14 protein-coding genes are annotated in these 19,755 nt (G+C 28.2%); 3 read left to right on the top strand and 11 right to left on the bottom strand.

Translation table 11 applies throughout. The annotated features are described in order from the left end of the window. Positions 1-79 precede the first annotated feature (79 nt). The 6 genes from recC to prfB form a co-directional block, all read right to left on the bottom strand. Positions 80-3,493, bottom strand: a complete 3,414-nt coding sequence (gene recC, locus Bamer462_RS01370) for an exodeoxyribonuclease V subunit gamma (RefSeq protein ID WP_500837912.1) — start codon at positions 3,491-3,493, stop codon at positions 80-82. A gap of 284 nt (positions 3,494-3,777) precedes the next feature. Further along, entirely contained in the window at positions 3,778-4,623 is an 846-nt protein-coding gene (gene lgt / locus Bamer462_RS01365) for a prolipoprotein diacylglyceryl transferase (RefSeq protein ID WP_500837911.1), read from the bottom strand. Positions 4,624-4,817: 194 nt separating this feature from the next. Beyond that, the gene (rppH, locus tag Bamer462_RS01360; protein WP_500837910.1) at positions 4,818-5,294 is read right to left on the bottom strand and encodes an RNA pyrophosphohydrolase; all 477 of its coding nucleotides are present in this window, start codon (positions 5,292-5,294) and stop codon (positions 4,818-4,820) included. A gap of 633 nt (positions 5,295-5,927) precedes the next feature. After that, a complete protein-coding gene (gene lysA, locus Bamer462_RS01355; protein WP_500837909.1) occupies positions 5,928-7,196 on the bottom strand; it encodes a diaminopimelate decarboxylase in 1,269 nt (422 codons plus the stop codon). Positions 7,197-7,382: 186 nt separating this feature from the next. Further along, complete coding sequence (lysS, locus tag Bamer462_RS01350; protein ID WP_500837908.1) at positions 7,383-8,909, bottom strand: lysine--tRNA ligase; 1,527 nt, start codon at positions 8,907-8,909, stop codon at positions 7,383-7,385. Next, positions 8,902-10,018 (bottom strand): peptide chain release factor 2 gene (gene prfB, locus Bamer462_RS01345; RefSeq protein WP_500837907.1). Its coding sequence is split into 2 segments (ribosomal slippage): positions 8,902-9,963 and positions 9,965-10,018, totalling 1,116 coding nucleotides; the frame shifts between segments, so codons are not numbered across the junction. The genes lysS and prfB overlap by 8 nt, the downstream gene beginning before the upstream one ends. A gap of 533 nt (positions 10,019-10,551) precedes the next feature. Between prfB and ygfZ the strand changes: the two genes are divergently transcribed. Beyond that, on the top strand, positions 10,552-11,556 hold the full coding sequence (gene ygfZ, locus Bamer462_RS01340; protein ID WP_500837906.1) for a tRNA-modifying protein YgfZ: 1,005 nt from the start codon (positions 10,552-10,554) through the stop codon (positions 11,554-11,556). A gap of 38 nt (positions 11,557-11,594) precedes the next feature. Here the strand turns inward: ygfZ and Bamer462_RS01335 are convergent, their stop codons facing one another. Beyond that, positions 11,595-12,830, bottom strand: a complete 1,236-nt coding sequence (locus Bamer462_RS01335) for an FAD-dependent monooxygenase (RefSeq protein ID WP_500837905.1) — start codon at positions 12,828-12,830, stop codon at positions 11,595-11,597. Positions 12,831-12,841: 11 nt separating this feature from the next. Next, positions 12,842-14,032, bottom strand: coding sequence for a 2-octaprenyl-6-methoxyphenyl hydroxylase (ubiH, locus tag Bamer462_RS01330; RefSeq protein WP_500837904.1), 1,191 nt, complete (start codon positions 14,030-14,032; stop codon positions 12,842-12,844). A gap of 914 nt (positions 14,033-14,946) precedes the next feature. Between ubiH and zapA the strand changes: the two genes are divergently transcribed. Continuing rightward, positions 14,947-15,291 (top strand): cell division protein ZapA, encoded by a 345-nt coding sequence (gene zapA / locus Bamer462_RS01325; protein ID WP_500837903.1) that lies wholly within the window; start codon positions 14,947-14,949, stop codon positions 15,289-15,291. 152 nt (positions 15,292-15,443) lie between these two features. Then, the gene (locus Bamer462_RS01320) at positions 15,444-16,052 is read left to right on the top strand and encodes a 5-formyltetrahydrofolate cyclo-ligase (RefSeq protein WP_500837902.1); all 609 of its coding nucleotides are present in this window, start codon (positions 15,444-15,446) and stop codon (positions 16,050-16,052) included. 223 nt (positions 16,053-16,275) lie between these two features. On the opposite strand, the gene rpiA is transcribed toward Bamer462_RS01320, so the two are convergent. From rpiA to Bamer462_RS01305, 3 genes are all read right to left on the bottom strand, one after another. Beyond that, positions 16,276-16,932 (bottom strand): ribose-5-phosphate isomerase RpiA, encoded by a 657-nt coding sequence (gene rpiA, locus Bamer462_RS01315; protein ID WP_500837901.1) that lies wholly within the window; start codon positions 16,930-16,932, stop codon positions 16,276-16,278. Between the two features lie 338 nt (positions 16,933-17,270). Then, positions 17,271-18,353 carry a class II fructose-bisphosphate aldolase gene (fbaA, locus tag Bamer462_RS01310; RefSeq protein WP_500837900.1) on the bottom strand — a complete coding sequence of 361 codons (1,083 nt, stop codon included), beginning with the start codon at positions 18,351-18,353 and terminating at the stop codon, positions 17,271-17,273. Positions 18,354-18,463: 110 nt separating this feature from the next. Next, on the bottom strand, positions 18,464-19,642 hold the full coding sequence (locus tag Bamer462_RS01305) for a phosphoglycerate kinase (RefSeq protein ID WP_500837899.1): 1,179 nt from the start codon (positions 19,640-19,642) through the stop codon (positions 18,464-18,466). Positions 19,643-19,755: the final 113 nt, after the last annotated feature.

Below are 19,755 nucleotides of genomic sequence, written 5' to 3'. Positions count from 1 at the left end.
TCATATATATATTCATATAATTAAAACTTTTTAATGGTTTCAACATTTATTGCTTTTTATATCAAACGTTTTAAATTCTTTACATTATTCTATATTGCATTGCGTTAAAAAAGTAATGTTCTGCAGTTTCAATAATTTTAATAATATTTTCTTCACTTAAATCACATGTAATCAGTTTACGTAGATACGGGTCATGACTCTCTTTGAAAAAAGAATATTTAGTACCTCTCCAAACTTGGACGAGTTTTTGACGTGCTTCTTGTCGACAAAACGGATCTGAGGATATTGTTCTAGTATTCCAGTTAAACACATGATTCATCCAAGCCCCTCCGGACTGATATAATAATAATATGGGCGTATTTATACCAACACAATAACCTAATACTAAAGTTAATAATAACCTTTTTGCATATAGTTTTGGTAAGTTAGGAAAATGCCATATATCATCAATACCAAATAATCGACTATCGCCCTTTCCGCCCATAGAACAATATGTTATATGTTCTAACCATAATAATAATACATCTTTCATAGAAAGATGTTGAGGTTTCCAACGTATCAATCCGTTTTTTTGAACCGTAATTAATTGTCCGGTTAAGTCAATTGTATCAAATACTAAAGAAACATCTAGATTATATGTATCAATACAATGATATGTTTTTATTTGATTCGCTAATATTGTCATTTTTTTTTCTTGTGTAATCCAATATAATTTTCCAAATGCACCATAAGGTAAAATTCCTGAAGCACGTGCATTATGATATAATTCATCAGTTTTTTTATTATGGATTAAATAATCGATCAATTTTATATTTAACTCATAATGATTTAATCCGTCTACAAAAAAAGGTTCATCATTCGATGAACTTAATATATTTAAATCAAAATATACATTTAAACGTTTTTGAAACCACATGCGTACCGGATGGCGATAAAAATTATATAAATCTTGAAATATTATTGTTTTTATAGGATATTGGGACAATGGAGTGTTAAAATTCGGATAGATTGATAGAGAATTATTTATATTAATATTTGTTTTAGGTATCCATTCCTCAGCGAAACTTTGTTTGTTTTTATTACTAGAACTAAAATTCCCAGGAGAAAAAGGAAACGGATGATGCCATTGATACAAACGCTGACGTACATATTTGATGTTAATGTCTATTTCTGCATTTTTATGTTCTTTTAAATAAAAATTAAAAGCAATGTATTCACACAGTTCATTAATTAATCTAGAAGGATAGTTCATGGTGTTATCGTAAATTGATCGCCCAATAAAACTAATGTATATCCGTTCTTGAGCCAATAAGAATGCTAACAAAAATGAATAACAATCTTTTTCCTGTATATCGTCGTCATTTATACGTGGATTTTTAACCATTAAGTTAAAGTCTGGTAATATTCTATAGCGAGGAAATTTATTATCGTTCATACCTAAAAAACACACTATTTTACAAGGAATACATAAAATTGAAGCAATATCACAAAAATTAATTACATTTGGCAAAAATCGGTACACTGTAATATCTTGAGTTAATCTATAACATAATTTATCTCGTAACGCTTTTATACTGATACTCTGAGTATACTGTGATTGTATGCCCGATTCTAATATATCTCTGCAGCAATTTTTTAAAAAAATCAAAATTTTGCTGTTTTCCGAATCTAAATAATCATAATAAAAAAAATCTTCAATTATTTCTTTAAAATAAGATCTCCATTCTGGCAATGTATAAAAGTGATTAAACCGATCTCTCCATTTTTTTAATATTTTTAAAAATTCTCCCAATTGACCCAAAATATTAATATGCTCCCTACTTGTTATGCCATCATACGGCAAAATTTTATACCAGATATCATGTTGATTTTTTATAGCATAACCCACTAGCATACGGTTAAATCCAAAATCCCAAGTATTTTGATTAGTAATAGGTAAATTAAAATTATGCATAGTAACATTATCAAGACCCCATCTAACACCAGATTTAATAGTCCATTGACGTAATAATTCAACTGATTCTTTATTCATGTTAAACCGAGATGCAATAGATGATACTGTCAATAACGATAAAATCTCTTCAGAAGTAAATCGACTAGACGGTATATTCAGTATATTAATAAAAGCTGAAATAATCGGATGCGTACTTTTCTTGTCGTTATCTATTGTAATAGAAAATGGTAAACGACGGCCTTGTATGTTATTAAATATAGTTTGAATAGCTGGTATATAAGGATGTATATCAGCTACCATAACTATAATATCTCCTGGCGACAACAACGGATCATCTTGCATCATTGATAATAAATTATCATGCAATACTTCTACTTCTCGTTGGATACTATGGCAAACATGACAAGTAATTGATTGATCTTCTGGTACTAATACATGTCGTTGATTATTTTTAAACATTACAGTATTGTAATGAACTGTTTCATTTGCTGCATGATTATTAAATTCTAAAATGTTTTTTTGTACAATGTGAAGTACAGAATCATGTTGAGGAATAATAAAAGACTTTAGTTCAATTTTATCTTTTAATTGAGTAAATAAAGATAAAGTATTATAAGCAATATTACCCCATGAATTTAGTAAAGGATGACTTATATTAATGACATTATTATAACCAGTAGGATAAATAACAACAGACGAAGATAATCCCAATACATTATCATTATATGATTGATTTTTTTGTTGTCCAATAACATACGGATTTTGATGAAACATATTACTCAAATTATGATAACAGGGATTTATAAACCATAAATAAATATCAATGTGGTAACTCAACAATTTCAATATATTCCAATACATAGGGGGTATAGATGTCATCCCTACAATAAATATTCTACTTGGTAAATCACAACAGTTTATTTTTTGAATATTTTTTAAAAAATAGATACAACGTTGCAAAGGATTTACACTATTATTATTATTATTTGATTCTTGTAGATGACACCGTGTCTTTTCCAAAAAAATACGCCATATTTTTGATTGCCAAATTTGATGCGTGTCATCTAAATAATTTATCATTTCATTAGATTGCCAGCTATCTAACCAATCTGGTCGATATATTAAATATTGGCTAAATAAATTAGCAAGTTGTTCAGAAAATTGACTTATTTTTTGTTGATTAACATCATTATGTAAATATTTTTTTATAATAGAACAGCTTTCTATTACCTGCGTTTGAGATAATATTTCCATGAATTTCCAATACATAACAGAATGAGAAAAATTGTTCATAATAGAATTATTGGGTTCTATTTTATTAGAAATATGTTGTATGAAAGACATTAAAGTCATAAATCTGATATTGCATGCAATGCCAAAGTGATTGGCTAATTCGATTTGTATCCATTGATCTATAATGCTATGTTCTGTTAATATTATTTCAGATTGCATTGGATCAGGCAGCAACTTATCTGACATAATGCCGATTAACAGTTTTTTAAATGGATTCACTTGATTGGAATGATAAATAGTAAACATTGTTTAATAAAATATTCAAATAAATAAGACATATTTTTATCAATCCAATACATATATTGAATCATGCATAAATTTTAAATTATACTTATCAAATTAAAATGACATACATATCCTAAACATGTAATATTTAACAGAAAAAATAAATAATAATTATTATTTTCCATTGAAATTCTTAATTTAATTTTTAATTATTACCTATTACTATTTTCACTAATTATATACATGAGAAATGATAGACACACATAAATGTAATATTAAAAACAACTATATAGTAGCACATGAAATTATCTATAAGATACATAAACTATAATCATTCCTAATATAATCATAGGACACGATAAAATCTGACCCATAGTAGCTATATTACCAATTAATCCTAAATGACTATCAGGCTGACGAAAAAATTCTACTATAATACGAAATATACCATAACAAATAAGAAATAAACCAGACACGCTACCTACAGGATGTGGTTTACGAATGAACCTACTTATGATAATAGATAATATTATTCCCTCTAAAAACATTTCATATAATTGAGATGGATGACGCGGTAACATACCATAATTATCAAATAATGATTGCCATTGAGGATAATATGGTAAGATTAATAAATCTTGATACACGGAATTAGGAAACAACATAGCCCAGGGAGTATCGATAGCTATTCGACCCCATAGTTCTCCATTAATAAAATTTCCTAATCTACCAAGACCTATTCCAAACGGTACTGCTGGAATAACAAAATCCGATATTTGAAAAAAAGACTGATGTTTTATATAAGAAAACCATTTAATTGATATAATTACACCTATTAATCCACCATGAAATGACATACCTCCTTCCCATATTCTAAAGATCCACAATAAATTTTTAGAAAAAAAAGACCACTGATAAAATAATACATATCCAATACGGCCGCCTAATAAAACACCGAAAAAACATAAACATAATAAATGTTCCACATCTTTATAAGTCCATAAAATACTATTAGAATGACGTACACGATACGATAATGACCACATGGCATACATGAATCCCAATCCATACATCACACCATACCAATGTATCGAAATAGGTCCTATTGAGAAAATTACGGGGTTACATGTATGACAATACATATACTGCATACGGAGATATCATTCTAAAAATATATACATCATTATAATTAATTTATAATCATGACACTATCGCTGCACTAAAACAAATAGTTTAATTTATCGACTACGCTGACATATGATGTCTTCAATGTCAAATCAATTAAATTTTCTGATCAAACATACGTGACATTACCTTGTCTTACCATTTTGTATAATAACACCACCTAGGACATTATCACATCAACAAATTCCTGCATAACTTTTCTATATACATTCCGTTTAAAAAATACAACTCGGCGTATAGGATACCATAAACTAACCCACTGCCAACTATCAAATGTATAAAATTCATTACTTCTCATGTTAATTCGAGTATCTTTAGACAAAAGTTGCAATAAAAACCACTTTTGTTTTTGCCCAAAACAAATTGGTCTAATTTTCCAACGAATTAACTGCTTAGGCAACCTATAATGTATCCAGTATCGTGTTGAAGATAAAACACGTACATCTTGATAATCTAATCCTATTTCTTCAAATAATTCCCTATACATAGCTTGTTCAGGAGTTTCCCCAATGTTAATTCCGCCCTGAGGAAATTGCCAACAGTAATGTTTCTTATATCTCCTAGCCCATAATACTTGTTGACTAGTATTACATAACACGATTCCTACGTTTAATCGGTAACCGTTATTATCAATCACCAAATTTCCTCAGTCTTATTGAAATATTTCATTAAATTGTAAATATTTATAACAAACATAACGATTCCGTTATATGGATATCAAATATAATTGGTATTGCTGCATTGTCATAAAAATATATAACAATTGTATATGTATATATCTACTTATTTATAATCGAATATACATATCACATGTTATATTGTTATTGCACTTAATTCAAGAATTTTTATTCTGATCTTATACATGCAACTAATTAACGACTCGTATAGAAGTACTCAATTAGAATGAAATTCTAATTGAGTACTGTTTCCATTTAAAATAAATATCGATAAAATATTTTATAAAAAACTGTGATCATAATATCGCGATATGTAATTGTTATAAACAATCATTAATATATATTTAAATTAAGATATATTATTCAATTCATAGTCATTTATTTTTTATTGATTAAAAAGCAATACAATAAACAATTATATATCAATAAGATGAAAAACAAAATTAACAACATGTTTAGAGCATTTATTCTATTTAATCAAAAATTTTGAGGCATTGAATATGGGTTATACCTGATCTTATAATTTATATAAAACCACATTTATGCATTTAAATGATATTTAATAATTTTAAAACGCTTTTGTTAACAGAAAATTATTCTGTTGTTTCTAACATAAATAAATCTTCTAATTTCTGTTTTCGACGAATTTGGCGAATTTGTCCATTTTCAAACAAAACCTCCGGTAATAACGGACGAGTATTATAATTAGAAGACATAGAAGCGCCATATGCCCCAGTATCATGGAATATTAAATAATCTCCTACTTTTGCTGAACACGGTAATTTGCGTGTTAATATTGTTCCACTTATATGTTGTGTAAAAACATCCCCAGATTCACATAATGGACCACCAACAACAGTATCGCATAATGTCTCTAAAGTAATGCTTCGATTATCTCCTGGCACTAATGAAATATGATGGTAACTACCATACATTACTGGGCGCATTAAATCATTATATCCTGCATCTATTAATATAAAATGACGACGACCCATGTTTTTTACCGCTCTAATTTGTGTGATTAATATTCCTGACTCAGCTACAAGAAAGCGACCGGGTTCTATTTCTAATCTTACTACATGATCTAAATAATGGCCTATATATTTTCGAGCGTCATTCCACAAGTGAAAATAATGATTAACGTCTAAAATTATATCATTATGTTGATACGGTATTGTTAACCCTCCTCCAGCAGAAATAACCTGTATATCTATCTTGTATTTCAAAATTTGTTGGACCATTGCATTACATACTTTAGATAAGTGATCATACCGTACTCCAGAACCAATATGCATATGTAACCCGATTAATTGTAGACCATAATGACGAACATAAGATAAAGCTGTTGGTATATCTTCATGCCAAATACCATGTTTACTATTTTCTCCTCCGGTATTAGTTTTTTGAGTATATCCGTTTCCAAATCCAGGATTAATACGTAACCATATTTTATGTCCAGGAGAATGAGAACCTAATTGTTCTAACATATCTATCGACCCGGCATTAACAATAATATTTAATTCTGATATTCTTAACAACGTTTCTTCTTCTAAAATATCAGCAGTGAAAACTATTTCATTACTTTGTATTCCTGCTTTAAACCCAGCTAATAATGCTCGTTCAATTTCTCCTAAAGAAACAGCATCTACTTTCACACCATGGTTATGCATTAACCGTAAAATATGAATATTAGAGCAAGATTTTTGAGCGTATCGTATAACATCAAACTGTTGTAATTGTGAAATACGATTAATTATAACCGATGCGTCATATACCCATACTGGACCTTTATATTTTTGATGTAATTGTTTTAAATTTTCGTAGATAAAAGTATGTGTTTGAGTAAAAATATCATGCGTCATACTACATTCCTATTTTTATTAAGATATATCTTAATATCAAAATATTTTAAATATTACCAGTAATATATAATTAAAATTATCAATATAGATTTGTGTTATTTTAAAAATCATCACTAATATTAGTTTTTAATATTTATTAAAGTATCGTAGTAATTTTCCAAGTATACTAAAAAATATAAAAAAATTTTATTTTGGACGAAGTGTAGGAAATAAAATTACGTCACGAATAGTATGTTTGTCAGTTAGCAACATTATTAAACGATCAATTCCTATTCCAACTCCTGCCGTTGGAGGCAGTCCATATTCTAATGCAATTAAATAATCTTCGTCATAATTTATACAAACATTATTATTTTTTTTATCTTTTTTTTCATCTATTTGCTTTAAAAACCGTTCTTTTTGATCTTCTGGATCATTTAATTCCGAAAAACCATTTCCTATTTCTCTCCCAGCAATAAAAAGCTCAAAACGATCAGCGCACTTAAAATTATTATCGCTACGACGTGCTAATGGAGATATTTCAATCGGATAAGAAGTCACACAAGTTGGTTGAATTATTTTTTTTTCCACCGCCTCTTCAAAAATAACCATATGTATTTTGTTCAAAGTCCAACAATTTTTAACTTTAATACCAAGTGATTTTGCAACAGAAATAGCAGTATATATATCGTCTATATTTTGCGATTTAGTTTCTGGTAAATAATAAAAAATAGCCTCTTTTATACTTATTTGAGTAAAAGGATGTTTAAAATTTAATGTATAACTTCCATAACGTATAATACTGCTACCTAATACTCGCTGTGTTACTGAACGTAATAAATCTTGTACTAAAACGATTATGTCACGATAGTCAGCATAAGCCATATATACTTCCATCATTGTAAACTCAGGATTATGATAGGAAGATATTCCTTCATTACGAAAACTACGATTAATTTCAAATATTCGTTCAAAACCACCTATCACTAGTTTTTTTAGATATAATTCTGGAGCGATACGCAAGTACATATTTATTCCCAATTTATTATGATGGGTAATGAAAGGATTCGCTATAGCTCCTCCTGCAATTGTATGCATCATTGGTGTCTCTACTTCTATGAAATTATTATTTTTCATAAATTGACGTATTTCAGAAATAACTAAAGAACGTATTTTAAATGTTTCTCTTGTATGTTCATTGATAATTAAATCCAAATATCTTTGACGATATTTCGTTTCTTGATTATTCAACCCATGAAATTTATCTGGTAATGGGCGTAACGATTTAGTCAATAATCGAATTTCTTTACAATGTATTGATAATTCCTCAGTACGTGTTTTAAATAATGTACCACGCGCTCCTAAGATATCACCTACATCCCATTGTTTTAGACTTTCCTCATATAAATTTGTTGCTAATGAATTAGCAGTAATATATAATTGAATACAACCCTCAATATCTTGTAAAGTTATAAAAGATGCTTTTCCCATAATACGTTGACTTATTATGCGCCCCGCTACGCTTACTTCAATATTTAGTTTTTTTAGTTCTATATTAGATTTATGAGTGTATTTTTTACGCAATTGTTTAGAAATAGAATCACGACGAAAATCATTTGGAAATGCCATACCTTTTTCACGGAGTTGTGATAGTTTTTTGCGTCGAATATGTAAATCATCATCGATGTTAAATTTTTGATATGATTGAACCTTTGAATATGCATATTTAATCATTATAAGTCTCGCTTAAAGTATTTTTTTTGATACTAATTTTTATAAAATCATCCAGATCTCCATCTAACACAGCTTTGATATTACGTTTTTCAAAACCAGTACGTAAATCTTTAACTCTAGAATTATCTAAAATATAAGATCGTATTTGATTACCCCAAGTAATATTTACCTTATTGTTTTCTCTTATTTTTTTTTCATAATTTTTCTTCTGTAATTCAAGTTCATATAATTTAGCTCTTAATTGTTTCATTGCTTGATTTTTGTTTTTATGTTGCGACCTATCACTTTGACATTGAGTAACGATATTTGTTGGTATATGTGTGATACGTACTGCAGACTCTGTACGATTAACATGTTGGCCTCCTGCTCCAGAAGCTCGATAGACATCACAACGTAAATCTTCCGGGCGAATATGAATATTTATACTATCATCTAATTCTGGGTATACAAACACCGAAGCAAATGAAGTATGACGTCTTCTAGCAGAATCAAAAGGACTTTTGCGCACTAATCTGTGTACACCGGATTCAGTACGTAACCAACCATATGCATAAGGTCCAATAACCTGGATAGTGGTAGATTTTATTCCAGTAACTTCTCCTGTCGATTCTTCAGTAATCTCAGTCATAAAACCTTTATGATCCATCCAACGCAAATACATACGCAACAACATACCCGCCCAATCTTGTGCTTCTATACCCCCAGACCCTGACTGAATATCGACATAACAATTGGAATCATCATATTTTCCTACAAACATACGACTACTTTCTAATCGATATAATGTACGTTCTAAATCACCTAATTGATTATGAATTTCAAAACGTAAGACATCGTCATATTCTTCCGTTAGCCCTAATAAATCGTTTAAATCCACCAAGTTTTCATAAAGCTGATCAATAACATTAATAAAAATTTTTAAAGAAGAGGATTTTTGACTAAGAATTTTTGCTATTTTAGGATTTTTCCAAATGTCAGGTGATTTTAGTTCACTGTTAATTATTTTTAAATGCTTTTTTTTAAGATTGTAGTCAAAAATCATCCTTAAACTTAAATATTCTATTTAACATAAATTGAATATGCTGTTTAGTAAAGTTAATATCTATCATAAAATTTTATTCCTCCAAATATATGTTTGTATTCATATTATTTCATATCTTATCTATATTCTATATACGCACAGTATAATCAGATAAAAATTCTTATATAACATACATAAATATGTATTTTTTGATATTAGTGATATAATTTAATTTAATTTTTAATCAAACATTATTCGAATGTGTCATTCGTTACTAACAAATATAAAATGTTTACGCATTTCTTTATGTATTTTATTTAAGGCAATATCGCAAAACAAATTATATATAATAAATAAAATAGTATTTTCATCAGTTATTGTCTTATATCTAATATATATATGTATACATATATATATTAGATATTGATCATTATCTCAATAATCATATAAAGTGATAAAATTGATGAGTTATTTAATTATAAAATTTATGATACTAAATGCTAATAACAATAATATAATCTTGTTGTATCGAAGTATTTAAAAATATTCAATTAATAAGATTACTTAAAATATATTATGCAATATTGATTTAAGGTTATTTTACTTACAAGGAAAAATATGATGTTGCCTCGTATAATTTTTTCAGGACAGTCTCCTATACCTTCACAAGATTTACCACTAACGCTCATCTCCTTAGAGGAATGGACATTAGTCAAATTATATGGTCAGGATGTTATACAATATCTACACGATCAACTTACTTGTGATATTAAAAATTTAGATAAACATAAACATAGTTTTGCAGCACATTGCAATCCAAAAGGAAAAATGCTCAGTAATATGTATGTTTTCCATCTTAACAACCAAGAAATGGGATTCATCGAGCGGAGAAATGTATGTGAAAAACAAATTTTTGAAATGAAAAAATATATGGTGTTTTCTAACGTCACTATCGCTCCTGATTATAATGCAATACTTATTGGAATTGCTGGAATAAATGCAAGAAATTATTTAAGCACGCTTTTTTCAGTTCTACCAAACAAAACGCACACAATAGTTCATGATGAAGAAATCACTTTTCTTCATTTGAACTCTCCAACAGAACGATTTCTGTTAATTATTAATAAAAAATCAACATTAGATCGCTTGTTGATTAAATTACAACCTTATATACAATTTAATGATAGTCGTCAATGGATATTATTAGATATAGAAGCAGGTTATCCGATTATTGAGCCAATAACTAGTGAGGTATTTATCCCTCAAGCTGTCAATATGGATACATTACAAGGTATTAGTTTTGATAAAGGTTGTTATATTGGACAAGAATCTATTGCGCGTATTCAATACCGTGGGCGTAATAAACAAGCATTGTTTCGGTTAATCGGTACCATCATTGATGATAAGCATGATATCAAATTACCTGCAGCTGGCGATCAAGTAGAATTAAAAATCAATAATCAATATTGGAAAAATATTGGTATTGTTTTAAAATCTTGTCAAATTAAAAAAAATAATATATGGATGCAAGTAGTATTAAATAGATCTGTTTTAGAATCTTCGGAGTTAAGAATTACAAATATACAAACCAATAATAGCTTCATTTTTATTGTTATTGATACTTAATAAATTGAAATAATTTTTAAACGTTATAACGTTTCTATTTAATCATAATGATCTTGTAATAACCATTTTGGCATATCATCTAAACCCATAATTCGGTGTAATATATGTATTTTTAAGTTAGGCGCAGTGTTGATAAGATAAAAAATAAAATATTGCACATATTTAAAAAAGTAATTTTTATTATAAAGTAACATATGAATATATGGGATATTCATAGCATTTTTAGTGATTCTATATTTTCTGTTGCGCTCATAATATTTTAAATAAGCATAGCATCCAATATCTTTGTTGTTTTCCTTTAGTTGCCTCAAATGATGTAATAAAACTGCTGCATCTATCAGATCTGAATTGATATTTTGAAAAAATAAAGGACATATGGCATATGCAGCGTTCCCTAGCAATACTAAACGGTGATTTGTAAAATTATGCGCATACTGCATCCTTAATAAAAAAATTTTATACCTTATATTATCACATATAACACAATGACCAAGTATACTGCAGATTTCAATTAAATCTGAATTAATAGATTGGGTGGAAGTAGAAACATATAAATATTTTTTAGCTATATCTGGCGGTAATAACCAAAAAACAACAGAAAGATGTACCATTTTTAATGGCAACAATATTAATAAACCATCGTTATGAATAACACAACGAAGAGTATTTTTATGATTTTGTTCGGTATGAATAATAGTAGCTAATCCATAATATTCAGTGTCTCTAAATATTAAAGAAATATTTGCAGCATCTCTTACCCAAGAATTAATTCCATCAGCGCCTATTACTAATTTAGCTTGAAATGTATAATTATTATTTACTGTAATAAATGCTGCGTCTTCATGATAATTTATTGTATCGAGTGAATGTGAATCTATAAATATAATATTTCTCGACTTCCGTGCACGATCAATTAAAGCTTGATATATTAAACAACTGTCTATAATATATCCTAATTCAGGATATCCTAAATAACCAGAATTAAAAACAGTTTTTTTTGTATTATTCTTTTTAAAAATTTCTAATTTGTGTAATAAAATAGAAAAATGCGATATGTTTTGGTTCCAAATTTTCAAATACTGCAGTATTTTTGAGCTAGTTATATTAATTAAAGATATATCAATATCCCATTGATCTGTTTCAGAAATATTCGAATGTATCTTACGTTCTATGATTGCAATACGGAAACAATCGCTTAATCCACAGGCTAATGCTAGTCCGGAAATTCCTTGATTTACAATTAATAGATCAAAACTTTCCATATCGTTATACATTTAAGTAAAATTTAATCTGTTTTCCAATTTAATATCTCATTTACTAAAAGACGTTGTAAACAGGTACTGTGGCTAACAAAAAATAAACCCATATTACGAACAATACTTAACGGTAAATAATGATTACTAAATAATCGTACTAATCCATCGGTAATTTTAATAGTTCTATATTGATCAAAATCCCTAAGTTTCTGATATGTATTTAACACAGAATACTCTCCAATGTCTAGATTTTGATATAATGCTTGTGTAATTATTTTTGATAACACTACAACATCACGTAATCCAAGATTAAATCCTTGCCCAGCAATAGGATGTAAATTTTGCGCTGCATTTCCAACTAATGCCAATCTATGACTAATGTGGCTCCGCGCGCGTGTTAACCAAAGATTGTAGAAATATCGCTTTTCTATATTTAAAATTTTTCCTAATTTCCATCCAAATATATTTTGTAATTTTTGAGAAAATTTACACTTATTCCATGTAGATACTTCTTTTTGTTGTTCATTAGAAATACACCAAATTAAAAAACTAAAATTATTAGACATGGGCAATATAGCTAATGGTCCATGTTCTGTAAATTTTTCAAAAGCCCTTCCACAATGAGGTATTTCAGTAGTAATTTTAGAAACTACAGCAATTTGTTGATAATCCCATCTAACCCATTGCATACCGCAATGAGTAGCTAGCATTGAATGAGCGCCATCTGCTGCAACCATTAATTTTGAAACTATTTGATGACCATTGTTTAAAATAATTATGTTCTTTTTTTTTTCACGTTTAATTTTTTTTAAAGCTGCAGGGCAATATACAGTTACAGTGGATTTATCATATAATAAATCAAATAACTTCTTTCTAAAAATATTTGATTCAATAACATAACCTAATTCTGACAATTGATAATCTTGAGCATTAATGAATATTTTATTTAACCTATGATATTCGCTAATCTCTACTTGTTTTATAATAGTAGCGCAAGAAGATAAAATTGAATCCATATTAATTCGTATCAATTCATAATAAGCACCTCGGGATAAAGCTATTACATGAGGAGGATATATATCTAAAGATAATCTTTTATCATAACAAACAGGAGAATGTTGTTCTATTAAGGATATTTCTAAATCTCCTTTAGTCAATTTGGATAACATTAACGCTAATATTGCGCCTGTCATCCCTCCGCCATTTATAATAATAGACATAATTTCTTATCTAAATAAATATATAAACACAAAATTTGTATATGAACAAAATTATATAGTATGTAAATCAACATAATCATGTTTAATCTGAGCAATATTAATTGCTATATATATTGTGCATAATCTATAATGTATTTTAGGTATTACACTAAAACACATAATATTACCGTATATAAAAACAAACAACTCTAAACATAAATATCATGTAATATAATTAATACATTGTTTAAATACAAGATATTGTTCAGTTAACTTTACAATATAAACACATCATATATATTTATGTTAAATATTTTGATAAAAAATGCACTATTTATTACTAATATTACACATTAAATTGAATTTAAAATAATACTAATTTAGTGTAATATATCATATATTTAAACCATAAATCGATGATATAAAAATCACATAACATATATTATGATATAAATATATGATATAAGTCTTATGAATAATAAATTTAAATCTACAACAAAGTTCTAATAAATTATTCATAATAACAACAATTACATAGCTCCTTTAATATATTGTAGTATATATATTAAGTGTTTTTCTTGAATTCATCTGTTGAAATAATAATCTAAATAGATGATATCATAATTTATATATAACCTATATAAACTAAACTATTTTATAAAGTTTTTAAAATACTCAATTTTTGAATTTTATTGCGCTTAACACACATTAATTTTTATTTTCTATATAAAAGATTATATTTAAATATTTTTAAAAATTTAATAATCATCATTAGTTACTGAATGCATGTAAAAATTACGTAATTCTTATTATTTTTTAATTAAATATTTATTTACAAAATAAAACTTTTTTCTGTAATATATAATTATATAGTATTTATCATGATGCAGTATAATCACTGAAAATATAAATCATTAAAACACCAGGAAAGAGATATGCCTGAACAACCAATAGATATTCAAATTTTTGGTCGAACGTTACGGATCAATTGTCCGTCTCAACAAAAAGATGCGTTAAATAAAGCAGTAGAAGATTTAACCCAACGTCTACAAGATTTAAAAATCAGAACAAGAGTAACTAATGCTGAACAATTGGTATTTATAGTTGCTTTAAATATATGCCATGAATTAACTCAAGAAAAATTAAAAACACGCGAATACGCAGCTAACATTAAGCAACATATTTTATTATTACAACAAACGATCGACAAAGCTTTAATTGCACACACCCATATTACCGAGCACACTAACAAATCGCTGGAATGTTCTAAACACGTATAGAAGACTTATTATTCTAGCGTATTACATTTAGGATACGTTAAACAATGATAAAATCATTGGCCATAATAATAAGGTATAACCTCATAATTCAATGTTATTTGAGTATTATAATAAAGCACAGATAAGTTATATTAATCCAACGGTATATTGATATGCATATCAATGATAAAAAATCGTACAGAAAATCTATTCGCACGTATATGCGCACTATACGTCGTTCTGTAACATTTCAAGAACAATATATAGCAGCCCAATTAATCACTAATAAAATTATGACTATAAATCATATATATACATCAACACATGTAGCTATATTTATTGCTTTTGACGGAGAAATAAATACCAACTTGCTCATACGAACTTTATTACTTATGAACAAACAAGTATATTTACCAATACTGCCTTATTCTGATTCGGGATCAGAATGTTTATTATTTTCGCAATACACATTTTCAACGCCTCTTATATGTAATCGTCTAAATGTATATGAACCTAAACAGGATGTTAGTTCTATGATCCCCATGGAAAAACTAGATGTTATATTTGTCCCATTAGTTGCATTTGATACCTATGGCAATCGATTAGGTATGGGTAGGGGTTTTTATGATAAAACTTTACAAAATTGGAAACATCAAGGTAGTTATGTACCTATAGGCCTAGCATATGATTTTCAAAAAATACCTACTCAATTACTTCCTATAGAAACATGGGATATAACATTACCAGAAATTATCACCCCATCTTACCATTTGATTGTTTAATATTTTAGTTCTAATGAATAGATCATATCTTTTGATATACAAATAACAATGTTATAATTTTCAAAAACTAATGTTTACTGATTACCATGTAATATCAGACTTTTCTTATAATAATCAGGCTAAAAAAATACACATATTTATATTGATAAACTATAAATTTTAAAAATTTTTTGATTTTTACATGAATTTACATTCAACTTTGTTCGATAACATATTAAAATAATTACTTAATTATTTTAATACCTTCCTTTGTCCCAATTAATACTATATCTGCTCGTCTTTGCGCAAATATACCAACACTTACTACTCCTGGAATATTATTAATTTTTGATTCTAATGACGATGCATGTATAATCTTCATATTATATACATCTAAAATACTGTTACCATTATCAGTAATTACATTCTGCCGATATTCCGGTAAACCACCTAAACGAATTAATTCTCTTGCTACTAACGATCGGGCCATAGGAATTACTTCCACAGGCAATGGTCCTCGTCCTAATATATCTACTTGCTTACTGCTATCAACTATACAAATAAATTTTTTAGCGGCAGCAGCAATAATTTTTTCTTTAGTTAAAGCTCCACCCCCCCCCTTAATCATTTGCATATGCATATCAATTTCATCTGCGCTATCAACATATACATCTAATTCGTGTAAACTATTAAGATTATATAGAGGAATACCTAATTTTTTTAATTGATTGGATGAGTGATTTGAACTAGAAACCACACCTTCTATTTTTTCTTTTATACTGTTTAATGCTTCAATAAAATATGTAACAGTAGAACCCGTTCCGATTCCTATAACTCCGCTAGACTGAACATATTTTAAAGCCGCCCAACCTACTGATTTTTTTAATTCATCCATTACCATATTGCACCTATACACGATATATATAATATATTTAGTGCATATTAATTTTGATCTATCACTGTTGATGCTTGATAATAATTTTTATTTTATATAAATTAAAATAATACCTCATGAAAAATTAAAAGCACACATTAAGATAATTATTATAATTGCATAGCGTAGTACACTATGCTATGCACAACATATTTTACAATACAAATTAAAAATTTAAATTAAATCTATTTACAAATATGATAATAATATCGCATCAAATTTTAGCTTAATATAATTCTGATTTTTTATTGGTATACAAATTTCATCTAAATGTATTAGAAATTATTTTAGGAGAAATAATCATTTTACAAAATATTAACAGCATTTAAGATAGCAAATATATTCTCTAAATACTTAATCATTGACTTTTGACCCGCACGAATCCAGACGCGCGGGTCATAAAATCTTTTATTTGGTTGCTCATTTCCATATGGATTACCTAATTGGCTTTGAAGATAATTTTTATTATTTTGATAATATTTTAAAATTCCTTCCCAAGTCGCCCACTGTATATCAGTGTCAATGTTCATTTTTACGACACCGTAACTAATAGCTTCTTTAATTTCTTCTGCTGTAGATCCAGATCCCCCATGAAATACTAAATTTAAAAAATTATCAGGTAATCCAAATTTATCAGAAACATATTTTTGTGATTTCTGTAGAATCTGAGGATCTAATCGTACATTTCCTGGCTTATATACACCATGTACATTTCCAAATGATGCGGCTATGATGAAACGCGGGCTGATAAGATGAAACTTTTCATAAGCATAAGCTATATCTTCTGGGTTAGTATATAAAAGCGCATGATCTAGATGATAATGATCAATACCATCTTCTTCCCCTCCAGTGCAACCTAACTCTATTTCTAAAGTCATATTTAATTTATCCATACGACTTAAATATTTTGAGCTAATTTCTATATTTTCCTTTAGGGATTCTTCAGATAAATCTATCATATGAGATGAAAACAATGGATTACCAGTTTCAGAAAAATGCTTTGTACCTACATCTAATAAAGCATTGATCCAAGGTAAATTTTTTTTAGTACAATGATCAGTGTGTAAAATAACAGGAATACCATAGTGACTAGAAATATGATGTACATGTAAACTGCCAGAGATAGCTCCTAATACTGCAGCAGAATAACTAGCTCTATCATTAGATAAACCGTATCCTGCCATAAAAGCAGATCCTTTTTCGGAAAACTGTAAAATAATTGGAGACCTCATATTAGCTGCCGCTTCTAATGCGGCATTAATTGAATCCATACCTATACAGTTTACTGCTGGTAAAGCAAAATTGTTTTTTTTTGCAAAAGCAAACATCTTCTGTACATCATTTCCAGTAACCACCCCTGGTTTTATGGAGTTAAGGATCTTATTCATCTATTCTCTTTGATTTATCAATAAATACATTTATTTATATAAAAATTATTTGAATGCATGTCCTATATATCTTCATACACAGTGCTTGTGAATTCATAACGCGCACACTTCTAATGATTCAAAGCACATTTTTCAAGCATTTTTATCGATGGAAAAGTTTTGCCTTCAATAAATTCTAAAAAAGCACCTCCTCCGGTAGAAATATAAGAAATTTGATCAGAAATATTAAATAAATCAATAGCCATTAAAGTATCACCGCCTCCAACAATAGAAAACGCATTACTTTTAGCAATAGCATGAGATATCATCTCTGTACCTTTTCTAAAATTTGGAAATTCAAATACTCCAATAGGACCGTTCCAAAGAATAGTTTTAGCACAATTTAAAATATCTAACATTCGAGCAATTGACTCATCACCTAAATCAAGAATTTGTTCATCATCCTTAATATCGACTACAGCTTTCATAGTTACTTGGGCAGTTTCAGAAAATTCCGTACTTACTCTTACATCAGTAAGAATAGGTATATCACAATCCTCTAAAAGACGCTTTGCTGTAGGTATAAGTTCTTCTTCATACAAAGATCGACCTACTTTTTTGCCTTGAGCTGCTAAAAAAGTATTCGCAATACCTCCTCCTACTATAAGATAATCTGCAATCTTTGACAAGGAATCTAAAACGGTCAATTTAGTGGATACCTTAGATCCGCCAACTATCGCAACCATTGGTCTCATAGGATTATGTAATGCCTTGCCTAAAGCTTCTAATTCCTTTTGTAGCAAGAGTCCAGAACAAGCTGAAGCAACAAATTTACCTATACCATGCGTGGAAGCCTGTGTGCGATGAGCACTACCGAATGCATCCATAATAAATACATCACATAACATAGCATATTTTTTTGATAATATCTCATCATCTTTTTTTTCTCCTTTATTAAACCGTACGTTTTCTAAAACTAATAATTCTCCGTTTGCGCAATTTACTCCTTCTAAATAATCTTTAACCAGTCGTACTGTCTTGATATTGCAATGAATTAATTGTTTTTTTAAATATTCAACCACAGGTTGTAAAGAAAATTTCACATCATAATCGCCTTCCGTTGGTCGACCCAAATGAGAAGTTACCATAACATGTTTGCTTTGTTTCAAAGCTAATTCAATAGTAGGTAATGATGCGTGAATTTTTCTATTAGAAGTAATAATTCCATTTTTAATAGGCACATTTAAATCAGAACGAATTAAAATGCGTTTATCTATTAGGTTCAAATCACTCATTTTGATCATAGTCATATGGACAACCTTTTGCGTGAAACGATATAGAAATTATATATTAATAATTAAGGATATCTTTTATTTTCCTATACATCGTGCTCAATAGTTTATTTTATTAGTTGATAACTAAA

Source organism: Candidatus Blochmannia americanus (nom. nud.), assembly GCF_059934915.1.
This window is presented reverse-complemented; position numbering and strand designations above follow the sequence as displayed.